General features: G+C 72.1%; 21 protein-coding genes. 10 read left to right on the top strand and 11 right to left on the bottom strand.

The genetic code is table 11. The features are described 5' to 3' along the window. Positions 1–123: 123 nt before the first annotated feature. Together ACVCAH_RS06955 and ACVCAH_RS06950 are read left to right on the top strand one after the other, a co-directional pair. Positions 124–699 carry a GtrA family protein gene (locus ACVCAH_RS06955; RefSeq protein WP_447135202.1) on the top strand — a complete coding sequence of 192 codons (576 nt, stop codon included), beginning with the start codon at positions 124–126 and terminating at the stop codon, positions 697–699. A gap of 62 nt (positions 700–761) precedes the next feature. Next, on the top strand, positions 762–1,487 hold the full coding sequence (locus ACVCAH_RS06950) for a GtrA family protein (protein ID WP_447135341.1): 726 nt from the start codon (positions 762–764) through the stop codon (positions 1,485–1,487). A gap of 40 nt (positions 1,488–1,527) precedes the next feature. On the opposite strand, the gene ACVCAH_RS06945 is transcribed toward ACVCAH_RS06950, so the two are convergent. After that, complete coding sequence (locus tag ACVCAH_RS06945) at positions 1,528–2,100, bottom strand: PH domain-containing protein (RefSeq protein WP_447135201.1); 573 nt, start codon at positions 2,098–2,100, stop codon at positions 1,528–1,530. Positions 2,101–2,193: 93 nt separating this feature from the next. After that, positions 2,194–3,069 (bottom strand): biotin--[acetyl-CoA-carboxylase] ligase, encoded by an 876-nt coding sequence (locus ACVCAH_RS06940; protein ID WP_447135200.1) that lies wholly within the window; start codon positions 3,067–3,069, stop codon positions 2,194–2,196. Positions 3,070–3,155: 86 nt separating this feature from the next. Between ACVCAH_RS06940 and ACVCAH_RS06935 the strand changes: the two genes are divergently transcribed. Next, positions 3,156–4,739: an acyl-CoA carboxylase subunit beta gene (locus tag ACVCAH_RS06935; protein WP_447135199.1), complete on the top strand. Its 1,584-nt coding sequence runs from the start codon at positions 3,156–3,158 to the stop codon at positions 4,737–4,739. A gap of 153 nt (positions 4,740–4,892) precedes the next feature. Here the strand turns inward: ACVCAH_RS06935 and ACVCAH_RS06930 are convergent, their stop codons facing one another. The 5 genes from ACVCAH_RS06930 to ACVCAH_RS06910 form a co-directional block, all read right to left on the bottom strand. Beyond that, positions 4,893–5,795: a hypothetical protein gene (locus ACVCAH_RS06930; RefSeq protein WP_447135198.1), complete on the bottom strand. Its 903-nt coding sequence runs from the start codon at positions 5,793–5,795 to the stop codon at positions 4,893–4,895. Next, positions 5,788–6,288: a SigE family RNA polymerase sigma factor gene (locus ACVCAH_RS06925; protein WP_447135197.1), complete on the bottom strand. Its 501-nt coding sequence runs from the start codon at positions 6,286–6,288 to the stop codon at positions 5,788–5,790. Before ACVCAH_RS06925 ends, ACVCAH_RS06930 begins: the two co-directional genes overlap by 8 nt. 63 nt (positions 6,289–6,351) lie before the next feature. Then, complete coding sequence (locus ACVCAH_RS06920) at positions 6,352–7,344, bottom strand: ketopantoate reductase family protein (RefSeq protein ID WP_447135196.1); 993 nt, start codon at positions 7,342–7,344, stop codon at positions 6,352–6,354. A 23-nt stretch (positions 7,345–7,367) separates the two neighbouring features. Further along, a complete protein-coding gene (locus ACVCAH_RS06915; RefSeq protein ID WP_447135195.1) occupies positions 7,368–7,976 on the bottom strand; it encodes a class I SAM-dependent DNA methyltransferase in 609 nt (202 codons plus the stop codon). A 28-nt stretch (positions 7,977–8,004) separates the two neighbouring features. Continuing rightward, the gene (locus tag ACVCAH_RS06910) at positions 8,005–8,748 is read right to left on the bottom strand and encodes a M50 family metallopeptidase (RefSeq protein WP_447135194.1); all 744 of its coding nucleotides are present in this window, start codon (positions 8,746–8,748) and stop codon (positions 8,005–8,007) included. A 102-nt stretch (positions 8,749–8,850) separates the two neighbouring features. On the opposite strand from ACVCAH_RS06910, the gene ACVCAH_RS06905 reads away from it, so the two are divergent. Then, the gene (locus ACVCAH_RS06905; protein ID WP_447135193.1) at positions 8,851–9,396 is read left to right on the top strand and encodes a Uma2 family endonuclease; all 546 of its coding nucleotides are present in this window, start codon (positions 8,851–8,853) and stop codon (positions 9,394–9,396) included. Between the two features lie 191 nt (positions 9,397–9,587). Next, entirely contained in the window at positions 9,588–10,340 is a 753-nt protein-coding gene (locus ACVCAH_RS06900) for a GH25 family lysozyme (protein WP_447135192.1), read from the top strand. Positions 10,341–10,431: 91 nt separating this feature from the next. Here ACVCAH_RS06900 and ACVCAH_RS06895 read toward each other — a convergent pair whose 3' ends face one another. The 3 genes from ACVCAH_RS06895 to ACVCAH_RS06885 all read right to left on the bottom strand — a co-directional run bounded on the left by ACVCAH_RS06895 (position 10,432) and on the right by ACVCAH_RS06885 (position 13,301). Further along, complete coding sequence (locus ACVCAH_RS06895; protein ID WP_447135191.1) at positions 10,432–10,665, bottom strand: hypothetical protein; 234 nt, start codon at positions 10,663–10,665, stop codon at positions 10,432–10,434. Positions 10,666–10,738: 73 nt separating this feature from the next. Next, positions 10,739–11,347 carry a hypothetical protein gene (locus ACVCAH_RS06890; RefSeq protein ID WP_447135190.1) on the bottom strand — a complete coding sequence of 203 codons (609 nt, stop codon included), beginning with the start codon at positions 11,345–11,347 and terminating at the stop codon, positions 10,739–10,741. Positions 11,348–11,396: 49 nt separating this feature from the next. After that, positions 11,397–13,301, bottom strand: coding sequence for a protein kinase domain-containing protein (locus tag ACVCAH_RS06885; RefSeq protein ID WP_447135189.1), 1,905 nt, complete (start codon positions 13,299–13,301; stop codon positions 11,397–11,399). A gap of 91 nt (positions 13,302–13,392) precedes the next feature. Here ACVCAH_RS06885 and ACVCAH_RS06880 point away from each other — a divergent pair, with 91 nt between their 5' ends. From ACVCAH_RS06880 to ACVCAH_RS06860, 5 genes are all read left to right on the top strand, one after another. Continuing rightward, positions 13,393–13,605, top strand: coding sequence for an acyl-CoA carboxylase subunit epsilon (locus tag ACVCAH_RS06880; RefSeq protein WP_447135188.1), 213 nt, complete (start codon positions 13,393–13,395; stop codon positions 13,603–13,605). A gap of 145 nt (positions 13,606–13,750) precedes the next feature. Next, the gene (locus tag ACVCAH_RS06875) at positions 13,751–14,206 is read left to right on the top strand and encodes a hypothetical protein (RefSeq protein WP_447135187.1); all 456 of its coding nucleotides are present in this window, start codon (positions 13,751–13,753) and stop codon (positions 14,204–14,206) included. 1,405 nt (positions 14,207–15,611) lie between these two features. Next, complete coding sequence (locus ACVCAH_RS06870; protein WP_447135340.1) at positions 15,612–16,760, top strand: S8 family serine peptidase; 1,149 nt, start codon at positions 15,612–15,614, stop codon at positions 16,758–16,760. A gap of 79 nt (positions 16,761–16,839) precedes the next feature. Then, complete coding sequence (locus ACVCAH_RS06865; protein WP_447135186.1) at positions 16,840–17,496, top strand: Maf family protein; 657 nt, start codon at positions 16,840–16,842, stop codon at positions 17,494–17,496. A 9-nt stretch (positions 17,497–17,505) separates the two neighbouring features. Further along, complete coding sequence (locus tag ACVCAH_RS06860; protein ID WP_447135185.1) at positions 17,506–18,159, top strand: O-methyltransferase; 654 nt, start codon at positions 17,506–17,508, stop codon at positions 18,157–18,159. A 128-nt stretch (positions 18,160–18,287) separates the two neighbouring features. On the opposite strand, the gene ACVCAH_RS06855 is transcribed toward ACVCAH_RS06860, so the two are convergent. Then, the gene (locus tag ACVCAH_RS06855) at positions 18,288–19,499 is read right to left on the bottom strand and encodes an MFS transporter (RefSeq protein WP_447135184.1); all 1,212 of its coding nucleotides are present in this window, start codon (positions 19,497–19,499) and stop codon (positions 18,288–18,290) included. Positions 19,500–19,502: the final 3 nt, after the last annotated feature.

Below are 19,502 nucleotides of genomic sequence, written 5' to 3'. Positions count from 1 at the left end.
GTCGCGGTACGACCCGGCCCACACCCGGGTTGATACCCGCGAACCGGCTCAGGATTCCCCTCCGGACGGTTACGCTCCGCTCATCGACATCGCACCCGCCGAGGCGGCTCGCCGTTGCTACCCATGCGAGGTGACGGCAGCCGGTACGCTCGCTCCGTGGCCGCGACGATGACCGGGGAGCCGAGCTCCCGGCAGACCCGACCGGGTCTCGTCCGCTCGCTGCTCGACCGGTTCGGTCATCTGGTCCGGGAGCTGAGCAAGTTCGCCACCGTGGGCGGGATCGCCTTCCTCATCGACTTCGCCCTGTTCAACTACCTGACGGGCGTACGGGACGTCGAGCCGGTCATCGGGAAGACCATCTCGACCGTCATCGCGGCCACCGTCGCCTTCCTGGGGAACCGGTTCTGGACGTGGCGGCACCGCAGGGGGGCCAACCCGGCCCGCGAGTACGCGTTGTTCTTCTTCTTCAACGGGGTGGGCCTGGGCATCACGGTCGCCTGCCTCGCGGTGAGCCGGTACGGGCTCGGCAGCATCTGGCCGGAGGTGTTCAAGACCCCGCTGGCGGACAACATCGCCAGCTTCATCGTCGGCACCGGGCTCGGCACCCTGTTCCGGTTCTGGTCGTATCGACGGTTCGTCTTCGTGGCAGCGGGAACTCCGGCCGTTCCGGAAGTGACGCACGACCGACCTGGGGCGTGACCTGCCGCCCACTCGTCCGGCCGGCCCCTGCCGGCCCCATCCACTGGCCTAAGGTGTTCCGCATGCGTCTTGTCCGTCTGCTGCCCGAGCGCTGGCAGAAGTTCATCCACGAGGCGCTCAAATTCGGCATCGTCGGCGGCATCAACACCATCATCAATTACGCGGTGTTCAATGCCCTGGCACTCACCGTTTTTGTCGACGGGCAACTGAAGGCGACGGTCATCGCCACCGTGGTGGCGACGATCACGTCGTATCTGATGAATCGTCACTGGACGTACCGCGACCGTCCGAAATCAGCCCTACGACGCGAATACATCCTGTTCTTCCTGTTCAATGCGACCGGCCTGCTCATCGAGTTGGGCGTGCTCGCCGCGGCCAAGTACGGCCTGGGCGTGACCAGCCTGTTGGCGTTGAACGTGGCAAAGACCGGCGGCGTGCTGCTGGCCACGCTGTTCCGGTTCTGGTCGTACCGCACGTTCGTCTTCCAGCCCGCGCCGGCGGAGGCCGAGGCGACCTGGCACAGCATCCCGCGGGACGAGTGGGACGCGATGGCCGAGATGGACCCGGTGGCCGAACTGGCCGAGTCGATCTCCGAGCTGGAGGAGGCCCAGCCGCCACCGTCCGGCGATCGGCGCGACCCGGCCGCCGCGCCGGCGCACGGACCGGGCGCTCCGCTGCAGGGCCGACCGGTCCCGCTCGACGCCGGCCTCGGCGCCTCCCTGGACCGCGAGCTCGAGGCCGAACTGGCCGCCGAACTCCAACCCACCCCCCGCACCCCGCGCCGCTGACCGGGTCCGGCCCCTTCGTCGGCACCGGACCCGGGCGGGGTCAGGCGGTGGGGTCGCGCAGGGGCTTGCCCTCGTTGAGGTCGGCGAGGATCTCGCGCATCTCGGAGTCGCCGAGCGAGTGCTTGTCGTGGTGCGCCTCGACCAGCTCGTAGAGCTTCGTCTGGACCTGGCCGACCCCGGGCACGTCGGGCAGCACGGACTGGCCCCGCTCGCCGGCCGACTCGATGGTCAGCGTGCCGCAGCCGAGCAGGCGCTCGACGAAGCGCTGGCTCATCGCGTGGTCGTTGATCCGGGTGAGCGGGATGTCCCGCCGGTCCCGGGAGAGCACCCCCTGTTGGAGCAGCACCCGCTCGTTGGTGAACAGGTAGTGCGTGGTGCGCCAGACCAGAAACGGCCAGAGCGCCAGCCAGAGCACCGCCACCAGGGCCAGCACCCCGATCACGGCGAGCGCGATCGAGCCACCCCCGCCGGACGGCAACAGGGCCACACCGGCCACCACCGCGGCGACGGCGAGCACCAGCACGGCCACCGGCCGGATCAGCGCCTTCCAGTGCGGGTGCAGGTGCAGCACGACGTGCTCGTCCTCGGTGAGCACGTCTTCGGGGAACGCCACGGGAACCTCCTCGCAGGAACGGACGCGCTGACCGTAACCGGTCAGCGCGCGCCCGGACATCAGCCGCGCGGTGGTCCCCCGGAGCCGCCCGGCTCAGCGCAAGTGCAGCACGTCGCCGGCGGTGAGCCGGCGCTCGCCGGCCGCTGTGTCGACGAGCAGGTGCCCCTCCAGGTCCACGCCGGTGGCGGTGCCGGTCACCTCGGTGGCGTCCGGCAGCAGCACGCGTACCTCCCGGCCCACCGTGACGCAGGCGGCCAGATAGGCGTCGCGCAGCCCACTGGCCACCGGGTCACCGCCGGCGGTGCGCCAGCGGTCGTACCAGTCGGCGACCGCGCGCAGCAGGGCCCGCAGCAACGGGTCCCGGTCGGTGGCCGACGCGCCCGCCAGCTGCAGCGAGGTGGCGGGCAGCCCGGTCGGGTTCGCCGGCAGCTCGTCGGCGCGCAGCGTGACGTTCAGCCCGATGCCGAGCACGATCGCGGGCGGGTCGCCGGGCCGGGCCGCCGGCACCGCCTCGGCGAGGATCCCGGCACACTTCGCGTCGCCGACCAGCAGGTCGTTCGGCCACTTCAGGCCGGCGTCCAGCTCGGCCAGCCGGGTTACCGCCTCGACCAGCGCGACGCCGGCCAGCAGCGGCAGCCAGCCGTACCCGGTGGCCGGCGCCGGCGGCCAGCGGCGCTCCGCGACGGCCTCGCCCGGCCGCAGCAGCACGCTGGTCGCGATGCCGGCCCGCGGCGGCGACTGCCATTCCCGACCGCGCCGGCCGCGCCCGGCGGTCTGCCGCTCGGCGACCACCACCAACCCCTCCGGCTCGCCGGCCCGGGCCGCCTCGGCCGCGTCCGCGTTGGTCGAGCCCGTCTCGGCGCGCAGCTCCAGGCGGGACCACGGGCCGTAGGGGGTGACCAGCGCCCGCCGCAGCCGCGCCGCCGACAGCGGCGGGCGGTCCAGATCGGTGTACGGCGAGCCCGGCATCCCGTCAGCCTACGGCCCGGGTCGACGGAGGGTACTGAGGTGTACTGCACAGCGGCACCGGCCTGAACCATCGTTATATTCCCAGGGTGACTACCGAGACCGGGATCAACATCCACAGCACCGCGGGCAAGCTGGCGGACCTGGAGCGCCGGGTCGACGAGGCGGTGCACGCCGGATCGGCGCGTGCGGTCGAGAAGCAGCACGCACGGGGCAAGAAGACCGCGCGGGAACGGATCGAGCTGCTGCTCGACGAGGGCTCGTTCGTCGAGCTGGACGAGCTTGCCCGGCACCGGTCCACCAACTTCGGGCTGGAGAAGACCCGCCCGTACGGTGACGGCGTCATCACCGGCTACGGCACCATCGACGGCCGGCAGGTCTGCGTCTTCGCCCAAGACTTCACCGTCTTCGGCGGCTCCCTCGGAGAGGTCTTCGGCGAGAAGATCGTCAAGGTGATGGACCTGGCCATGAAGATCGGTTGCCCGGTCATCGGCATCAACGACTCCGGCGGCGCCCGGATCCAGGAGGGTGTCGCCTCGCTCGGCCTCTACGGCGAGATCTTCTTCCGCAACGTCCGGGCCAGCGGCGTCATCCCGCAGATCTCCCTGATCATGGGCCCGTGCGCGGGCGGCGCGGTCTACTCCCCGGCGGTCACCGACTTCACCGTGATGGTCGACCAGACCTCGCACATGTTCATCACCGGCCCGGACGTCATCAAGACGGTCACCGGCGAGGACGTGGCGATGGAGGACCTGGGCGGCGCCCGGACGCACAACACCCGCAGCGGCAACGCGCACTACCTCGCCAGCGACGAGGAGGACGCGGTCGAGTACGTCAAGGCGCTGCTGTCGTACCTGCCGTCGAACAACCTGGACGAGCCGGTGGTCTACTCCGTGGATGTCGACCTCGACGTCACGGACTCCGACCGGGAGCTGGACACGCTGATCCCGGACTCGGCGAACCAGCCGTACGACATGCACCGGGTGATCGAGCACGTCCTCGACGACGGCGAGTTCCTGGAGGTCCAGCCGCTCTACGCGCAGAACCTCGTCATCGGGTACGGCCGGGTCGAGGGGCGGCCGGTGGGCGTGGTGGCCAACCAGCCGATGCACTTCGCCGGCACGCTGGACATCGCCGCGTCGGAGAAGGCCGCCCGGTTCGTGCGCACCTGCGACGCGTTCAACATCCCGGTGCTGACCTTCGTGGACGTTCCCGGCTTCCTGCCCGGCACCGGCCAGGAGTGGGACGGCATCATCCGCCGGGGCGCCAAGCTCATCTACGCGTACGCCGAGGCCACCGTCCCGAAGGTCACCGTCATCACCCGCAAGGCCTACGGCGGGGCGTACGACGTAATGGGTTCCAAGCACCTGGGCGCGGACCTGAACTTCGCCTGGCCGACCGCGCAGATCGCGGTGATGGGCGCGCAGGGCGCGGTGAACATCCTCTACCGCTCGGAACTGGCCGCCGCCGAGGACCCGGCCGCGGTGCGCGCGGAGAAGATCGCCGAGTACGAGGACACCCTGGCCAACCCGTACATCGCGGCCGAGCGCGGCTACGTCGACTCGGTGATCCCGCCGCACGAGACCCGCGCCCAGATCGTCCGTGCCCTGCGCGTGCTGCGCACCAAGCGGGAGACCCTGCCCCCCAAGAAGCACGGCAACATCCCGCTCTGACGCCCCACCGCCCCGCGCGACCGCCCCGCCGCCCCGCGCGGCCGCGCCGGCGCGCCGCAAGATCCGCGCAACGTCGGGGAAGTTGTCCCCTCCCGGTCGCGGGAGACGACTGTTTCCCTGACGTTGCGCGGATCATGACGGGATTTGGGCCGGTCAGCAGGCCGGGTTTGCCGCCGCGCACATCCGGCGCGCCGCGGTCCGGCCCAACGCCTCCAGGTCGGCGTGACTGAGGCCGCCGGGACGGGCGCCGTCAACCGTGTCCTCCAGGGTCTCCGGGCCGGTCGCGACCACGCTGACCAGGTCGCCGACGCGCACCACCATGGTGACCTCGACCGGCGGGTTCGCGGCCACCGGCTTCCCGCCCGTAGGGTCGCGGGGCGCCAGCGACACGTGGCGCACCATCACGGACTCGTCGCCGGCGAAATCGCTGACCGACATCTCCCACCGGTGCGTGTTCACGGTCGGCACCAGCCGGCCGTCCAGCACGGCGGATCCGCTGGACTGCCATTCATCACAGGCGTGCAGCAGCAGCTTGACGAGGCCGAAGACCAGCGGGCTCTGGCTCGGTTCGACCCGGTAGACGTCCTGGGTGAGCACCGGGTGCTGCCTCGTCGGGTCGGCCACCGGCCGGAGCAGGGTCTGCGAGCGCGAATAGCGGGACGTGGGCGTGGTCGACGGCATGCCCTGCTCGCGGCCGCAGGACTCCAGCATCGGGTCGACCCGCACCGGCTCCCGCAGGCCGGTCTCACCGAGTCGCGTGCCGGTCTTCAACGGCACGTCCCCGGGGGTGAGCAGCGCCTCCTGCGGGACCTCGGCCAGCGCGACGGTCGCCGGCGGGACGGGGGTGGCGGCGACCACGGGTGGCGGCGGCGGCGACCGCCACCCGTGCGCCACGTACGCGTGGCCCGCCATCACCGCGAGCACCGCGGTCGCCGCCAGCACCGCGGTGCGCCGGCTGCGCCGGCGGGCCCGGGCCCGGATCTCCGCCGGCTCCGGCCAGCGGACGTCCCGCAGCTGACGGTGCAGCTCTTCGACGACCAGCAGATCGTCACGCATCGGCGGCCTCCTCCAGATCAGAGACGGCAAGCAGCCCGGCGAGCGCGGCCCGCCCCCGGGAGAGTCGGGCCTTGACCGTGCCGACCGGGGCGGCTGTCTCCCGGGCCACCTCGGCGACCGGCATGCCGAGCAGGTAGTAGAGCGCGATCGCGGTGCGCTGCTCCTCGGGCAGCCGGCGCAGCGCGGCGACCACCTCGACGGTGTCGGTGTCCGGCCCGGGGACGCTCTCGGTGGCGCCGTGCCGCAGGTAGGCCCGGGCCCGGCTGCGCAGGCTGCGCCACCGGCTGACCGCGATCCGGCTCGCCACCACCCGCACCCACGCCTCCGGTTCGTCATACCCGCTCACCGTCGACCAGCGCTGCCAGGCCCGGATGTACGCCTCCTGAACGGCGTCCTGCGCCTCGGCGAGATCGCCGGTGAGCACGTAGACGAAGCCGAGCAGCCGTTGCCGGCTGCCGCGGTAGAACTCGTCGAACCCGTCGACGTCCGGCACCTGGTTACCTCCCCCGTGGCGGTCGCAGGGGACACGCGCGGACCGGTGCCACCGGTTGCCGGCTCAGCCGACCAACTTGGCCAGCTCGGCGAGCGGGAACTCGCCGGCCGGGATCCGCTCCCGCACCGCGCGGCGCACCGCGACCTGCACGGCCGCGTTCACCGGCGTCGGTACGCCGTGCAGCCGGCCGAGCAGGACCATCTCGCCGTTGATGTGGTCGGCTTCGGCCGAGCCGGCGCCGCGGGCCAGGCTCTGCCAGGTGGAGCCGCCGGCCCGCGCCTCCCCGCCGACCGGCCGGTGCTGGACCAGGTCGCCCCGCTCGGCCGCCTCCTCCGCACGGGTGGTGTGCGCGATGCCGGCCGCGGCGAGCACCGCCTCGCCCTCGGCACGGGCTCGGGCGGCGAGGTCGTCGGGGATGTCCCGGCCGAGCAGCGCCTGGAGGCCGTTGCCGAGGTTGACCAGCAGCTTGCCGTACTTCCAGCGCATCACGTCGTCCCGGACCGGGGCGACGAAGCCGGCACCGGTCAGGTCGGCGGCGACGGCCCGATCGACCGCGTCGGAGCCGGCGGGGTAACGGCCCAGGTGCAGCATCCCCGGATGAGGGTGACCGTTGGCCACCACCACGCCCGGCTCCAGGTGGGTGGAGGGCAGCCAGACGCAGACCGGGTGCACGTCGGCGAAGAGCCGCAGCGCCGCCGGCTCGTTGGCCACCCCGTTCTGCGCGGTGAACAGCGGCAGCCGCTCCCCCGCCGTACCGCCGCCGGCCACCGGCGCGTCCGCCCAGGCGGCCAGCGCGCCCGCGGTGTCCTGCGACTTGACCGTCAGCACCAGCACGGTGTCGGCGGCCAGCGGCCGGTCGTCGGGACCGGCCACGGCGGGCAGCCGGGCGGTCTGCTCACGCTCGGGTTGGCGCAGGGTGAGACCCCGCTGCCGGATCGCGTCCAGATGCGCGCCGCGGGCCACCAGGGTGACGTCGTGGCCGGCCTCCTCCAGCCGTACGCCGATGGTGCCGCCGACCGCGCCCGCTCCGATGATCACATACCGCACGGGCCCCATTCTGCCTGGTACGCCCGGCCGCCTCAGCCGGCGGCGACGGCCAGGCAGGCCAGCCAGGTATCGCCGACCGGTGAGATGTTCCGCTCCCAACGCAGCGGGGCCAGGCCCGCGCCGGTGAGCAACGCCCCGACTGCCGGCTGGCGGTAGCGGGCGAAGAACCGCTCGACCGCCTCGCCGTGCCGGCGTTCCCAGCGTTCCCCGTCGCCCTCCTTCAGGCTGAGCAGCAGCGGGCCGCCCGGTCGCAGCAGCCGGCGGACGCCGGCCAGCGCGGCCGGCGCGTCGGCCCTGGGCAGGTGCAGCAGCGCCGCTGAGCACCAGACGCCACCCAGGGTGGCCGGCCGGAACGGCAGCCGGAGCAGGTCGCCCTGCACCAGCGGCGCGCCGACCCGGGCGCGGGCCCGCGCCAGCATCCCGGCCGACAGGTCCAGCCCGATGCCGGTGAGCCCCCGCTCCGCCAGGAAGGCGAGGTCCCGCCCCGGCCCGCAGCCCAGGTCGAGCACCGGCCCGTCGACCCGGGCCCGGAAGTCGTCGACCAGCGCCCGGTAGGTCGCCGGCACCTCCCGGTTCCGCGCCTCGAACTCCGCCGCGATCTGGTCGTACACGGCCCGGTGCCGCTCGGTCAGCTCCGTCATCCTGCCTCCTCGCCGTCGCGGTCGATGCTCACAGGGTGAGGCCGGCGTCGGTGAGGATCGGGCCGGCCAGCAGGAGCGCGCCGGCGGCCAAAGTGGCCAGGTTGACCAGCGCGAAGACGGTCACCCAGAAGAACGCCGGCAGCGGGGTGATGCCGGCCAACTGGTCGGCGTCGGACTCCGGCATCCGGCCCCGGCCGCGCAGCCGTTGCAGTTCCAGCACCGGGCGGACGCCGCCGAGCAGCAGGAACCACACCCCGGTGTACGCGAAGGCGGCCTGTACCTGCGGCTCGGCGTACCAGGAGACGGCGAGCACGATCCCGCCGGTGACCAGTAGCGAGAGCACCCCGAACACGTTGCGGATCATGACCAGCATGGCGAGCAGCAGCGCCACGGCGACCCAGAGCAGCAGGGTGATCCGGTTGCCGCCGAGCAGCCACGCCCCGGCCAGGCCGACCAGCGGCGGGGCGACGTAGCCGGCGAGCAGGGTGAGGATCATCCCGGGGCCGGTGGGCCGGCCGGCCGAGAGGGTCAGCCCCGAGGTGTCCGAGTGCAGCCGGATGCCGCGCAGCCTGCGGCCGGTGAGCAGGGCGACCAGCGCGTGGCCGCCCTCGTGCGCGATGGTGACCGCGTTGCGGGCGATCCGCCAGGGCAATCGGGTGGAGACCACCACCAGGGCGACGGCGGCGGTGATCAGCACCAGCAGCGGCGGTGGATCCGGCTGCGCCCCGAAGAGGCGGTCCCAGAGCCCGGTCAACCCGTCGATCGACACCATGGGGCGCGAGCCTACCGGCCCGTTCCCGGTGTCGATCCCCGGCCGCCGGCTCGTATCGTGTGAAACTGACCGGGTGGCGATCGGAGCGGGAGGTGAACGCCGGTGAGCGCGGCACCCCTGGAGCACCACGTCGGACTCTGGACGGAGGCCGACTACTTCGCCATGGGCGAGACCCCGAACCGGATCGAGCTGCTCGACGGGAGCCTGATCGTGAGCCCTGCCCCGAGCAAGCGGCACCAGCGGGTGTCGCGGCAGCTGGCCAACAGCGTCGAAGCCGCGGCCGGTGAGCTCGCGGTGTTCGAGGCGGTCAACGTCCGGCTCGGGGTCGACCGGATCGTCATCCCGGACGTGGTCGTTGCCGACACCGACGACGAGGGCACCGTGGTGGAGGCCGGCGAGGTCGTCCTGGTCTGCGAGATCGTCTCGCCGGGGAACGCGGCCGCCGACCGGCTGGTCAAGATGCAGCTCTACGCCATCGCCCGGATCCCCTGGTACCTGCTGGTCGAGCAGGACGGCCCGAGCCACTCGCTGCGGCTGTTCCGGCTGGACGGCGCCCACTATGTCGAGGACCAGGTCGCCAAGGCGGGCGAGGAGTTCAGCCTGGCCGAGCCGTTCCGCTGGCGCCTCGATCCCGCATCGCTGCGCTGAACTCCGGCTGACCGGAATCCACGAGCGCGGGAACCGAGGGTAACCACCCCGACACCGTGCGCCCATCGCGTGCCGGGCGCAGGGCCATACAACGTCCAATATCTATGTAGATTTCTTTAGTGCCTCTTGTGATCGAGGGCATTTACCTCCAAAGATAGGCGTCAATTCCATCGGCGTCCTTGGAGGCATCCATGACCCGTACCAGATCACCGCTGCGCCGACTGCTCGCCGCCGGCCTCACCGTGCTCGCCACCGCGGCGGCCGGGCTCGTGGCCACCGCGGCCCCCGCGCAGGCCGCCACCGTCCCCGGCATCGACGTGTCCCACTACCAGGGAGCGATCAACTGGACCAGCGTCCGCAACGCGGGCATCCAGTTCGCCTTCATCAAGGCCACCGAGGGCACCAGCTACAAGGACCCGAGGTTCAACACGAACTACGTGGCCGCCTACAACGCCGGTGTCATCCGTGGCGCGTACCACTTCGCCCGGCCGAACATCTCCTCCGGCGCGGTCCAGGCGAACTACCTGGCCTCCAACGGCGGCGCCTGGTCGGCCGACAGCCGCACCCTGCCCGCCGCCCTGGACCTCGAGGCCAACCCGTACGCCGGCGGCTACTGCTACGGCCTGAGCACCACCGGCATGCGGAACTGGGTGCAGGACTTCCTCAACACCTACCGTTCCCGCACCGGCCGCTACGCGGTCATCTACACCACCACCAGCTTCTGGAACACCTGCACCGGCAGCTGGAGCGGCCCGTGGGGCAACCACCCGCTGTGGATCGCTCGGTGGGCCAGCTCGCCCGGCACCCTGCCGCCCGGCGCGCCGTTCTGGAGCTTCTGGCAGTACACCAGCACCGGCAGCGTCGCCGGCATCGCCGGCAACGTCGACCGCAACTACTGGAACGGTGACCGGACCCGGCTGATCGCGCTGGCCAACAACACCTGATCCGCCTAGGGAGGCAGTTGGCGGCAGCGGGATCGGCTGTGACCGTACGGTCGACAACCGGTCCGGCTGCCGCCACGCCACCCGTCCGGAGTCAGACCCGTCGCCGGCCCAGCACCGGCACCGGAACCGGGGCGTCCTCGCGGGCGAGGGCGCCGCGCCGCGACAGCCGCCAGACAGCCACTCCGGCGACGGTGACGGTCACGACGCTGAGCAGCGCGACCAGCACCGGCAGCCCGGCGCTGACCAGGACCAGGACGATGTCGCCGAGTGCGACGAGCATCCACAGTGCCAACCGGGGCCGGGCGTCCTTCCGTCGGTAACCCATGTCGTACCTCCTTCCGTCGTGCCGGTTGAGGTACCCGGGAGATCGGCAGGTCATGCCGGTCAATTGACAATCCCTACCCGGGCTGGGAGATCGACTCGCGGTTGATGTGGGCGACCTGGGCGGCGAAGGCCAGCAGCGCCAGCGCGGCGCCGACGCCGATCGCTGACCCGGGCGACAGCCCCGCGAGCCCGACCAGCAGCGTCACCGCGAGCCCCACCAGCAGCGCGTTCACCGCGCCGACCATCGCCGCCGTGGTCAGCAGCAGCTGCGCCCGCCGCGGCGCGTTACCGACCGCCGCCCAGGTCGCCCGCATGATGCCCTCGCCCTGCACCGCGTCGGCGAAGAAGTCGTGCTCGCCCGCCAGCCGGCGGTGGTAGTACGCCCGGATGCGCTGGATCCGGGCCAGGTCCAGCTCGTTCTCCACCATGTTCTGCACCAGCCGCAGGAACGTGAGCAGTCCGGTGACCACCAGCGTCGGCAGCACCGCCCCGAGGTACGGCCGGACGAACGCGGCGCTGTCGGCGACGAAACCGAACCCGATCAGCGCGGCGGAGAGCATGGACAGGAAGACGGTCGCCCGGCCCACCGACTCGGTGACCGTCGCGCTACGCGAGGTCTGGAGCACGAAATGCTCGGTGGTCAGGGCGGTGAGCAGCGCCTGCTCGCGTTCCCCGTCGTCCATCCACCTACGATGACGTGCTCGATGCGGCGCCGGACGGGAGTTGCGCGGATCAGTCCTTGCGGTCGGGCACGAAGCCCTTCGCGATCAGGTCGAAGTTGGGCAGGTTGGCCTGCCAGTCCTTGTCGGCGACCTCCCAGCGGAGGGCGTAGCCGCGGTTGCTGGCCGTGACGAAGCCGCGGTTGCGAACCCGGATCCGAGTGTTGTCGCGGGTCTCCCGCCACTCCCAGTCCGCGCACGTTTTCCAGAAGTCACACCGCACGATGTCGATGTACTCGTAGTCGTTGACGATGTTCTTCCGCGCCGGCTCGATTCGCTTCCAGTCGGCGTACGCGTCCGACTTCGGCGTGCTGGTCCACTGGACGAGCAGTTCCCGGACCCCGCCCGGCTCCTGGAACACCACCGTGTTGCCATTAGGCTTGCTGCGGGTCCAGCCCTCGGGCAGCGGCAGCGTGAAACCGACCGGATCCTTGTGCAGCTTCCAGCCCGCCGGCAGCACCAGGCCGGCCGACGGCGACACGGACGGGGTTGCGCTGGGGGCGGCGCTGGTCGGCGGCGGCGGGGCCGGCGCGGACGTCTGCGGCGCCGGGGCCGACGTGGCCGCCCCGCCGGTCGGATCCGCCTGCGGCGTCTTGTCGTCCCCACTGTTGAGCAGCGGGACGACCACCACGAGCCCGAGCAGCAGCAGCGCCACCACGACGCCGATCAGCACATTGCGCCGGGTGTTATCCGGCTTCGTACCCTCGGCGGGCAGCACCGGCGCCCGCCCGGACGGCGGGCTCACCGGGGCGGGCATGACGGAGGTCGGGTTCACCGGCTTGCGCTTTTCGGCCGGCCCGCCACCGGCGGCCGGCGGGTCCACCTTCGTGGTGGGGCCGGCGTCCACGCTGGTCGGCGGCTCGACCTTCGCCGTGGGCGCGACGTCCGAGGCGGCCGGGACCTTCGCGGTGGCGTCCTCGGCGGTGGCACCGGCGGCCGCGGCCTGCGCCAGCGGCGCCCGGGGCGCCGGCGGGCTGACCGGCTGGTCGCGGCGCTCCTCCGCCGGCCGCGGCGCGGGCACCAGCGGCGGCCGGGGCTCACGCGGGCCGTTCGGCCCCGGCCGGCGTACGCCGTCGAGCAGCGGGATGGTCCGCGACCGCCTGCCGCCGGCGCGGCGCAGCAGCCGCTCGGCCACCTCCGCGGTGATCCGCTCGTTCGGGTCCTTGCGCAGCAGGCCGTTGAGCACCGGCTTGAGCGGCCCGGCGTTCTTCGGCGGCGGCATCGGCTCGGTGGCGAGCGCGGCCAGCGTGGCGATCGCCGACGGCCGGGCGTACGGCGACTTGCCCTCCACCGCGGCGTAGAGGGTGGCGCCCAGCGACCAGAGGTCGGCCTCCGGCCCGGCGGTGCCGTCGCGGGCCCGTTCCGGCGCGATGTACGCGGGTGAACCGAGCACCATGCCGGTGCGGGTGACGTTCGGGTCGCCGGGGATGGTGGCGAGGCCGAAATCGGTCAACACCACCCGGCCGTCGTTGCCGAGCAGCACGTTGCCGGGCTTCACGTCCCGGTGCATCACGCCGGCCTTGTGCGCCGCCTTCAGCGCGCCGAGCACGCCGAGCCCGATCTCCACCGCGCGGGCGGGCGGCACCGGGCCGTCCTCGGCGAGAGTGTCCTGCAAGGACTTCGACGGCACGTACTCCATGACGATCCACGGATCGCCGTCGGTGCGCAGCACGTCGAAGATGCGGACGACGTTGATGTGGTTGAGCCGGGCGATGGCCCGCGCCTCGCGCAGCGAACGCTCCCGCATCTCGCGACGTTCGTCGTCGGTGAGGCTGGGCGGCGGGACCAGTTCCTTGATCGCCACGTCCCGGTGCAGCACCTCGTCGCGCGCCTTCCACACCCGACCCATGCCGCCCTGACCGAGCGGCGATATCAGCCGGTATCGGTCGGCGACGAGTTGGGGAAGCGCGTTCGACATCGCAGAGACGGTACCCGGCTGCCACGACAGTCACACCGGCGGCACGCCACTGTGCGGCGTAGGTCAACTTCTGGACGCGTACGCTGACGGCATGTCTGCCGAAGAGCCGCTGTTCCGGGTCGTCCGCGGCGTACCGACCGCCGAGGAGCTGGCCGCCCTGGTGGGCGCGATCGCCGTGCGGTCCCGGCCGGCCGCCGCCCCCGCGCCGGCCGCCGTCTCGGCCTGGGCGCGCAGCGCGCGACCGGCCGGCGCGGCCCCGGTCGCCGGCCCCGGCGCGTGGCGCGCCTCCGGCCTGCCCCGCTGACTTTTCCAGGTACGGATCACCGCAGCTCGATCGCGGTGCCCCGGCCGCCGGGTGACCGATGTCCACGGCGTTGGGGCTGCCGCCGCCGTCGTGCAGCCATTAACCTCACTCAGGGAAACCGCGCCGTAACAGGTAGGGAGGGTCGATGATCCCCGAGGAGGACCGCCCAGCGTCCTGGCTCCGCGGCTACGGCGGCATCGAGGCCGACATCCGCAAGATGCGCGAGTTCGCCGACAAGCTCCAGGCCGAGGTGGAGCGCAACTACGCACCGCACCTGTCGTACATCGCCGAGGACATGACGGCGAAGCTGCCCAACCCGGCGGACGCCTTCATCGAGCTGGTCGACTTCCTGCGCGCGCACCACGAGACCCAGCAGGCCACCGCCGACATGGTGTGGGGCGTGGGCGGCGCCACCGGGCACCTCGCCGCCGCCGCCGGCACCGTGGCCGAGCAGTACGCCGGCTCCGACGCCTTCTCCTCCGCCCGGGTGGTCGACGTCGAGCGGGCGCTCGCCGCCCCGGGCCCGACCGCGCCAACCGCTCCGGCGCCGGCGCTGCGAGATCCGACCGGGCCGGAGGGCGGGCCGGTGGTGCTGCCGTGATCGAACGGGGCAACGGCCGGACGTCCGGCCTCACCGACTGGCGCCTGATGGACGTGGCGAGCATGTGGGCCTGCCTGCAGGACCACGACACCACCAACCACTGGAAGCAGGTCGCCGGCTGGCGCAAGGTCTGCGACCTGGCCCAGACCCACCTGAGCCGGCTCCAGGAATACCGGCGCGGCCTGGCCGAGGCGTGGCCGCCGGAGACCAACGAGGCCGCACGCGCCTACCTGCGCGAGCTGGACGAGCTGATCGACAAGGTGCGACGCACGCACGACGCGGCCGGCACCAACTACACCGCCCTCTCCGCCGCCACCCAGGCCATCGGCAGCAGCCGAGCCAAGCTGGAAAAGCTCTACCAGGAGTACGCGGTCAAGCTCCAGCAGAAGCGGGCGTACGAGGCGACGGCCGCCGATCCGAAGGCGGCCATGGGCAGCCGGGTGCCGGACCAACCGGTGACGGACGCCGACCTGGAACAGCTCAACGTCCAGGCGCGCGGCATCATGTACGGCCTCAGCGGCAAACTCCAACACGCCCAGGTAATGCTCCGCCAACCACCTCCCCCGCCACCCCGTCCCGGAGTTCAGGCGAACGACCCCGACGTCTACGCGGGTACAACTGCCGCACCGATCATTCCGCCAATCGTGCCCGTACCTGTAGGGACAGTCAGCGCCCCACCTGGTGGCCGCACCACCACCACAACCCGACCGGTGTCTACCTCGCCCAAGCCGGGCGTAGGCCCAGTGCTTGGCAGGGCTGGCACCGGCCTCGCACCCGGGCCTGTTAACGCCGGGCAGTCCGTCGTGGCTCCGCCTCCTGCGCTAGGCCCAACCAACGGGCTTGGGCTACCACCGACGATCCGTACCGGGGGAAGGCCGCCAGGGGCACCTGGCCTGACACCAGGTTCCCCCGGTCACGTAACCCGGCCAGCCAGCGGCATTCCGCACCCGACTCCACCGCGACCGATGCCGCCCGGTGGATTGATTGGCGGAGTACCGGGCATGGGGCTGAACCAGCCAGGTGCAACCAATTCACAGCCAAGGCGAGTTAATCCAATTGGGGGTGTGATCGGTGGAGGCGGTGCAGGGACAGCCCCGACCGGTGGTGCAGGCTCGCGTCCAGGCGGCGGTCGGGGCCTCGGGGCGGCGCACGGTTTGGCTCCAATGGGAGGGTCTCCTGGAGTACCGGGCTTCTCCGGCATGAGCGGCGCTGGGCCCAACGGCCGCTCAGGGCGGCCCGAACCGGGCAACGACGGATCACGCCCCTGGGATCCAGATCACCCGTGGGAAACTGACCGTGGCGTAACGCCGGTGGTACGCCCGCCAGACGAAGATCGTCCGATCGACCCTGGACCCGCTATCGGTTTCGATAGGTGAGGCGGATCGTCAGTCGGGGTCTTCTTGCGATACTGGTCGCCTTGCCGGCTGCTCTAACAGGGGCGGCACCCGTCCACGGCAGGTCTACTAGCCCGGCCCCCACTTCTGATGGCATCTCGCGCATACGTGGCGATCAATGGCACCTACGCTACCTGAAGGTAAGCGAGGCTCATCATATCTCCCAAGGTGAGGGAGTCATCGTGGCCGTCCCGGATACCGGCGTTGCGATTCACCCAGACTTGCGGAGCGATCTGCTACCAGGTGTCGACGTCATACCCGGGGGCGGGGGTGACGGACGCGTGGATAACAACAGCCATGGCACTGCGATGGCTGGTCTAATCGCCGCTCATGGCCGCGGCAAGAACTTGGGCGCCCTAGGCATTTCTCCTAGAGCTAGAATCCTGCCGATCATGGTTTCTACTGCAGTTAACCTCGGCGAAGCAGACGACCTAGCATCGGGCATCGAATATGCCATTGCGCAAGGTGCAGATGTCGTCAGTATCTCCAGTACAGGAGCGGCGAGCCAACGCCTCATAAGTGCGGTTGATGCTGCCATTGCAGCGAACATCGTCGTGGTGGCAGGTGCCGGAAACCGGCCACAAGCCGCCGAGGTGGGACATCCGGCATCTCATCCCGGGGTCATTTCGGTTGCAGGTGTAGATCAGACTGGGAACCACGCCGCCATCTCCGTCAAAGGTCCCGAAATCGATGTTGCGGCTCCAGCAACCGATATCTACAGCACCAGCTATAACGGTAACTACTCCAAGGGAACCGGAACTTCCAGTGCTACTGCCATCGTAGCGGGGGCGGCGGCTTTGATCCGGTCCAAGTACCCGTACCTGCCTGCCTCCGAGGTGGCGCATCGGCTCACGGCTACCGCTGTCGACAAGGGTCCACGGGGGCGCGACGACGAGTACGGGTACGGGGTCATCGACCTGGTGGCGGCGCTAACGGCAGACGTACCGCCGCTGGGTTTCGGATCGGCGACGGCGAGCGCGCCCGCCGACGCGGCCCCGACCCCTACGGCCGCGGCTCAACCGGAGGAGGACGGGGACAGCGGGGCGACCGCGCGCGGGTGGGCCACCCTCGGTGTGATCGTGGCGGCCGGCGCGGCGTGGGTGCTGGTCGCGCGGCACCGCCGGCGGGGCGACGATCCACCGCCGCGCATCAGCCGCTGACCGGCTGCCCCGCAGTGCTTCAGCGGTGCCCCGGCCGGCCGGCCCACGCCAGGCTGCGGTGCCCGGTAACGTCGGCGAGGTGCCAGACTCCACGCCACTTCGTCTCGTGCTCGCCTCGGCGAGCCCCGCCCGTCGCAAGAGCCTCCAAGCCGCCGGCATCGAACCGGATGTGCTGGTCAGCGGGGTCGACGAGTCCCTCGTCGTCACCGACCGGGCCGAGGAGCTGTGCCTGGAACTGGCCCGGATGAAGGCCCAGGCGGTGCTCACCCGGCTGCGGCCGACCGACGACCAGCGGACCCTGGTGCTCGGCTGCGACTCGGTGCTCGGTTTCGACGGCGAGATCCTCGGCAAACCGGCGGACGCGGCGGACGCCACCCGGCGGTGGGAGCGGATGCGCGGGCGCAGCGGAGTGCTGCACAGCGGGCACTGCCTCATCGACATCGTGGCCGGCCGCCGGGCGGAGGCGGTGGCGTCCACCACCGTGCACTTCGCGGACGTCAGCGACGACGAGATCGCGACGTACGTGGCGACGGGTGAACCGCTGGCGGTGGCCGGCGCGTTCACCATCGACGGGTTGGGCGGGCCGTTCGTGGAGCGGATCGAGGGCGACCCGGGCACCGTCGTCGGGCTCAGCCTGCCGTTGCTGCGCCGCCTGCTCGCCGAACTCGAACTCCGGATCACCGATTTGTGGACGAAGGTCGCGCCCGGCAACCAGACCGTCGAACCGCTCGGTTAGCGTCCGGTCATGACCACCAAGTCGATCCCGCTCACCGAGGAGTTGCACGCCTACCTGGTCGCGCACGGCTCCCCCCCGGACGAGATCATGCGTGACCTGGCCGAGGAGACCCGGGCGGCGCTGCCGGAGCACGCCCAGATGCAGGTGGCGCCGGAGCAGGCCGCCTTCCTGACCTTCCTCACCCGGCTGCTCGGGGTGCGGCAGGCGGTGGAGGTCGGCACGTTCACCGGGCTCTCGTCGCTGGCCATCGCGCGTGGGCTGCCCGAGGGCGGGCGGCTGACCTGCTTCGACATCTCTGAGGAGTACACCGGCATCGCCCGGCGGTACTGGGATCGGGCGGGCGTGGCGGACCGGATCGAGCTGCGCATCGGGCCGGCCGCGGACGGGCTGCACGAGTTGCCCCACGAGCGGTACCTCGACTTCGCCTTCATCGACGCGGACAAGACCGGCTACCCGATCTACTGGACCGAGCTGGTGCCGCGGATGCGCCCGGGGGGCGTGATCGCGGTGGACAACGTGCTGCGCGGCGGCCGGGTGATCGCGCCGCAGAACGCCGACGACCGGGCGATCGCCGCGTTCAACGACGAGGTGCTCGCCGACGTCCGGGTGGACGCGGTGATGCTGCCGGTCGCCGACGGCCTGACCCTGGCCCGGGTGCACTGAGCAGGCCACGGGCGGCCCCGGTCGGCCGTGGCTGGCTCGATCCACTCCGGATACCGGATATTGCGGTGTCCGACCTACCCGGAAACCGCGACATCCGGGACATTGTGTGGATCACGCGGCAAGGCCGGTCAGACGCCCGCGGATGTGGGCACGCGCTCCTGCGCCGGACGCGGGGTGCGCAGCGCGCGACCGAGGCGGACGGCGAGCAGCGCGGCCGCCGCGATGAAGCCCGGCAGCAGCAGGAACGCCAGGTGCGGCCCCACGCCGTCGGCCACCCGGCCGAGCGCCACCGGCGCGATCCCGAAGCCGATCCCCATCGAGTACGACGCCCAGCCCGCCGCCCGGTCGGCGGCCGGCCCGGCCACGGCGAGCGCGATCGAGATGGCCAGCGGGTAGTGCAGGGCGTTGCCGAGGCCGAGCACGACCAGACCGGTAACCGCGAGCCAGCCGATCGGGGCCGCCCAGAACACCGTGAACCCGGCCAGCGACACGCCCAGCGCCGCGAGCAGCAGCGGCACCGGCCGGTACCGCAGCGCGATCCGGCCGCCGAGCAGCCGGCCGAGGAACATCCCGCAGACGATCGCCGCGACGGCGGCCGAGGCGGCACCGGCGGTCATGCCGGCGTGCGAGCGGAGCACGTCGGCGGTCCAGAGCGACAGGCACACCTCGATCGAGCCGGTGACCGCCATCAGCACCCAGGCGATCCAGTACGCGCGGGGCAGTCGCCGGTCCGGGCCGGCGGCGGCCGTGGGGCGAGCGGCGGGCGCGGGAGCGGCCTCCGGCAGGCGCACGCGGAAGGTCAGCGCGGCGAGCGCGACCAGCGCGATCAGCCCGACCTCGACGGCCATCACCGGTCGCCACCCCCACCCGGCGTCGACGCTGGTGCCGATCACCAGCGGGGCGAGGATGCCCATGCCGGCGCAGGCGGCGTTGGCCTCGGTGAGCGCGGCCGGTGCGGCGGGGCCGTGCCGGGCGGTGAGCACGACGTTGACCCCGCTGATCACCATCATGCCGAAGGTGGCGATCACGGCGACCGCGGTGAGCGTGGCCGGCAGGGCACGGAGGGTGCCGAGGGCGGCGACGCCGACGGCCACCCCGGCCAGGCCGAGCCAGATGGCCGCTCCCCGGCCGAACCGCCGGGCGATCGGCGCGAAGAGCGCACCGCCGGTCAGCGCGCCGATCGCGATGCCGGTGCTGTGCAGGCCGGCGACGGCGGCCGAGGTGCCCTGCTCGTCGCGGAGCAGCGGGACGACCGGGCCGAACCCGTAGAGGAAGAAGCCCCACAGACCCAGCTGGGCGTAGGTCAGCCAGGTGAGCCGGTCACGGGTGAGATGGGGCACCGG

Source organism: Micromonospora sp. LZ34 (assembly GCF_052981855.1).
Note: the sequence above shows the minus strand (reverse complement) of the source record. Positions and strands in the feature narration are given on the sequence as shown.

What these genes read in the sequence shown, in the direction of transcription:
- ACVCAH_RS06910 (WP_447135194.1), bottom strand. Translation starts at nt 8,748, where the DNA reads ATGGTGTCGATCGACGGGTTGACCGGGCTCTGGGACCGCCTCTTCGGG.
- ACVCAH_RS06950 (WP_447135341.1), top strand. Translation starts at nt 762, where the DNA reads ATGCGTCTTGTCCGTCTGCTGCCCGAGCGCTGGCAGAAGTTCATCCAC.
- ACVCAH_RS06900 (WP_447135192.1), top strand. Translation starts at nt 9,588, where the DNA reads ATGACCCGTACCAGATCACCGCTGCGCCGACTGCTCGCCGCCGGCCTC.
- ACVCAH_RS06915 (WP_447135195.1), bottom strand. Translation starts at nt 7,976, where the DNA reads ATGACGGAGCTGACCGAGCGGCACCGGGCCGTGTACGACCAGATCGCG.
- ACVCAH_RS06890 (WP_447135190.1), bottom strand. Translation starts at nt 11,347, where the DNA reads ATGGACGACGGGGAACGCGAGCAGGCGCTGCTCACCGCCCTGACCACC.
- ACVCAH_RS06895 (WP_447135191.1), bottom strand. Translation starts at nt 10,665, where the DNA reads ATGGGTTACCGACGGAAGGACGCCCGGCCCCGGTTGGCACTGTGGATG.
- ACVCAH_RS06875 (WP_447135187.1), top strand. Translation starts at nt 13,751, where the DNA reads ATGATCCCCGAGGAGGACCGCCCAGCGTCCTGGCTCCGCGGCTACGGC.
- ACVCAH_RS06930 (WP_447135198.1), bottom strand. Translation starts at nt 5,795, where the DNA reads ATGCGTGACGATCTGCTGGTCGTCGAAGAGCTGCACCGTCAGCTGCGG.
- ACVCAH_RS06885 (WP_447135189.1), bottom strand. Translation starts at nt 13,301, where the DNA reads ATGTCGAACGCGCTTCCCCAACTCGTCGCCGACCGATACCGGCTGATA.
- ACVCAH_RS06920 (WP_447135196.1), bottom strand. Translation starts at nt 7,344, where the DNA reads ATGGGGCCCGTGCGGTATGTGATCATCGGAGCGGGCGCGGTCGGCGGC.
- ACVCAH_RS06955 (WP_447135202.1), top strand. Translation starts at nt 124, where the DNA reads ATGCGAGGTGACGGCAGCCGGTACGCTCGCTCCGTGGCCGCGACGATG.
- ACVCAH_RS06940 (WP_447135200.1), bottom strand. Translation starts at nt 3,069, where the DNA reads ATGCCGGGCTCGCCGTACACCGATCTGGACCGCCCGCCGCTGTCGGCG.
- ACVCAH_RS06860 (WP_447135185.1), top strand. Translation starts at nt 17,506, where the DNA reads ATGACCACCAAGTCGATCCCGCTCACCGAGGAGTTGCACGCCTACCTG.
- ACVCAH_RS06880 (WP_447135188.1), top strand. Translation starts at nt 13,393, where the DNA reads ATGTCTGCCGAAGAGCCGCTGTTCCGGGTCGTCCGCGGCGTACCGACC.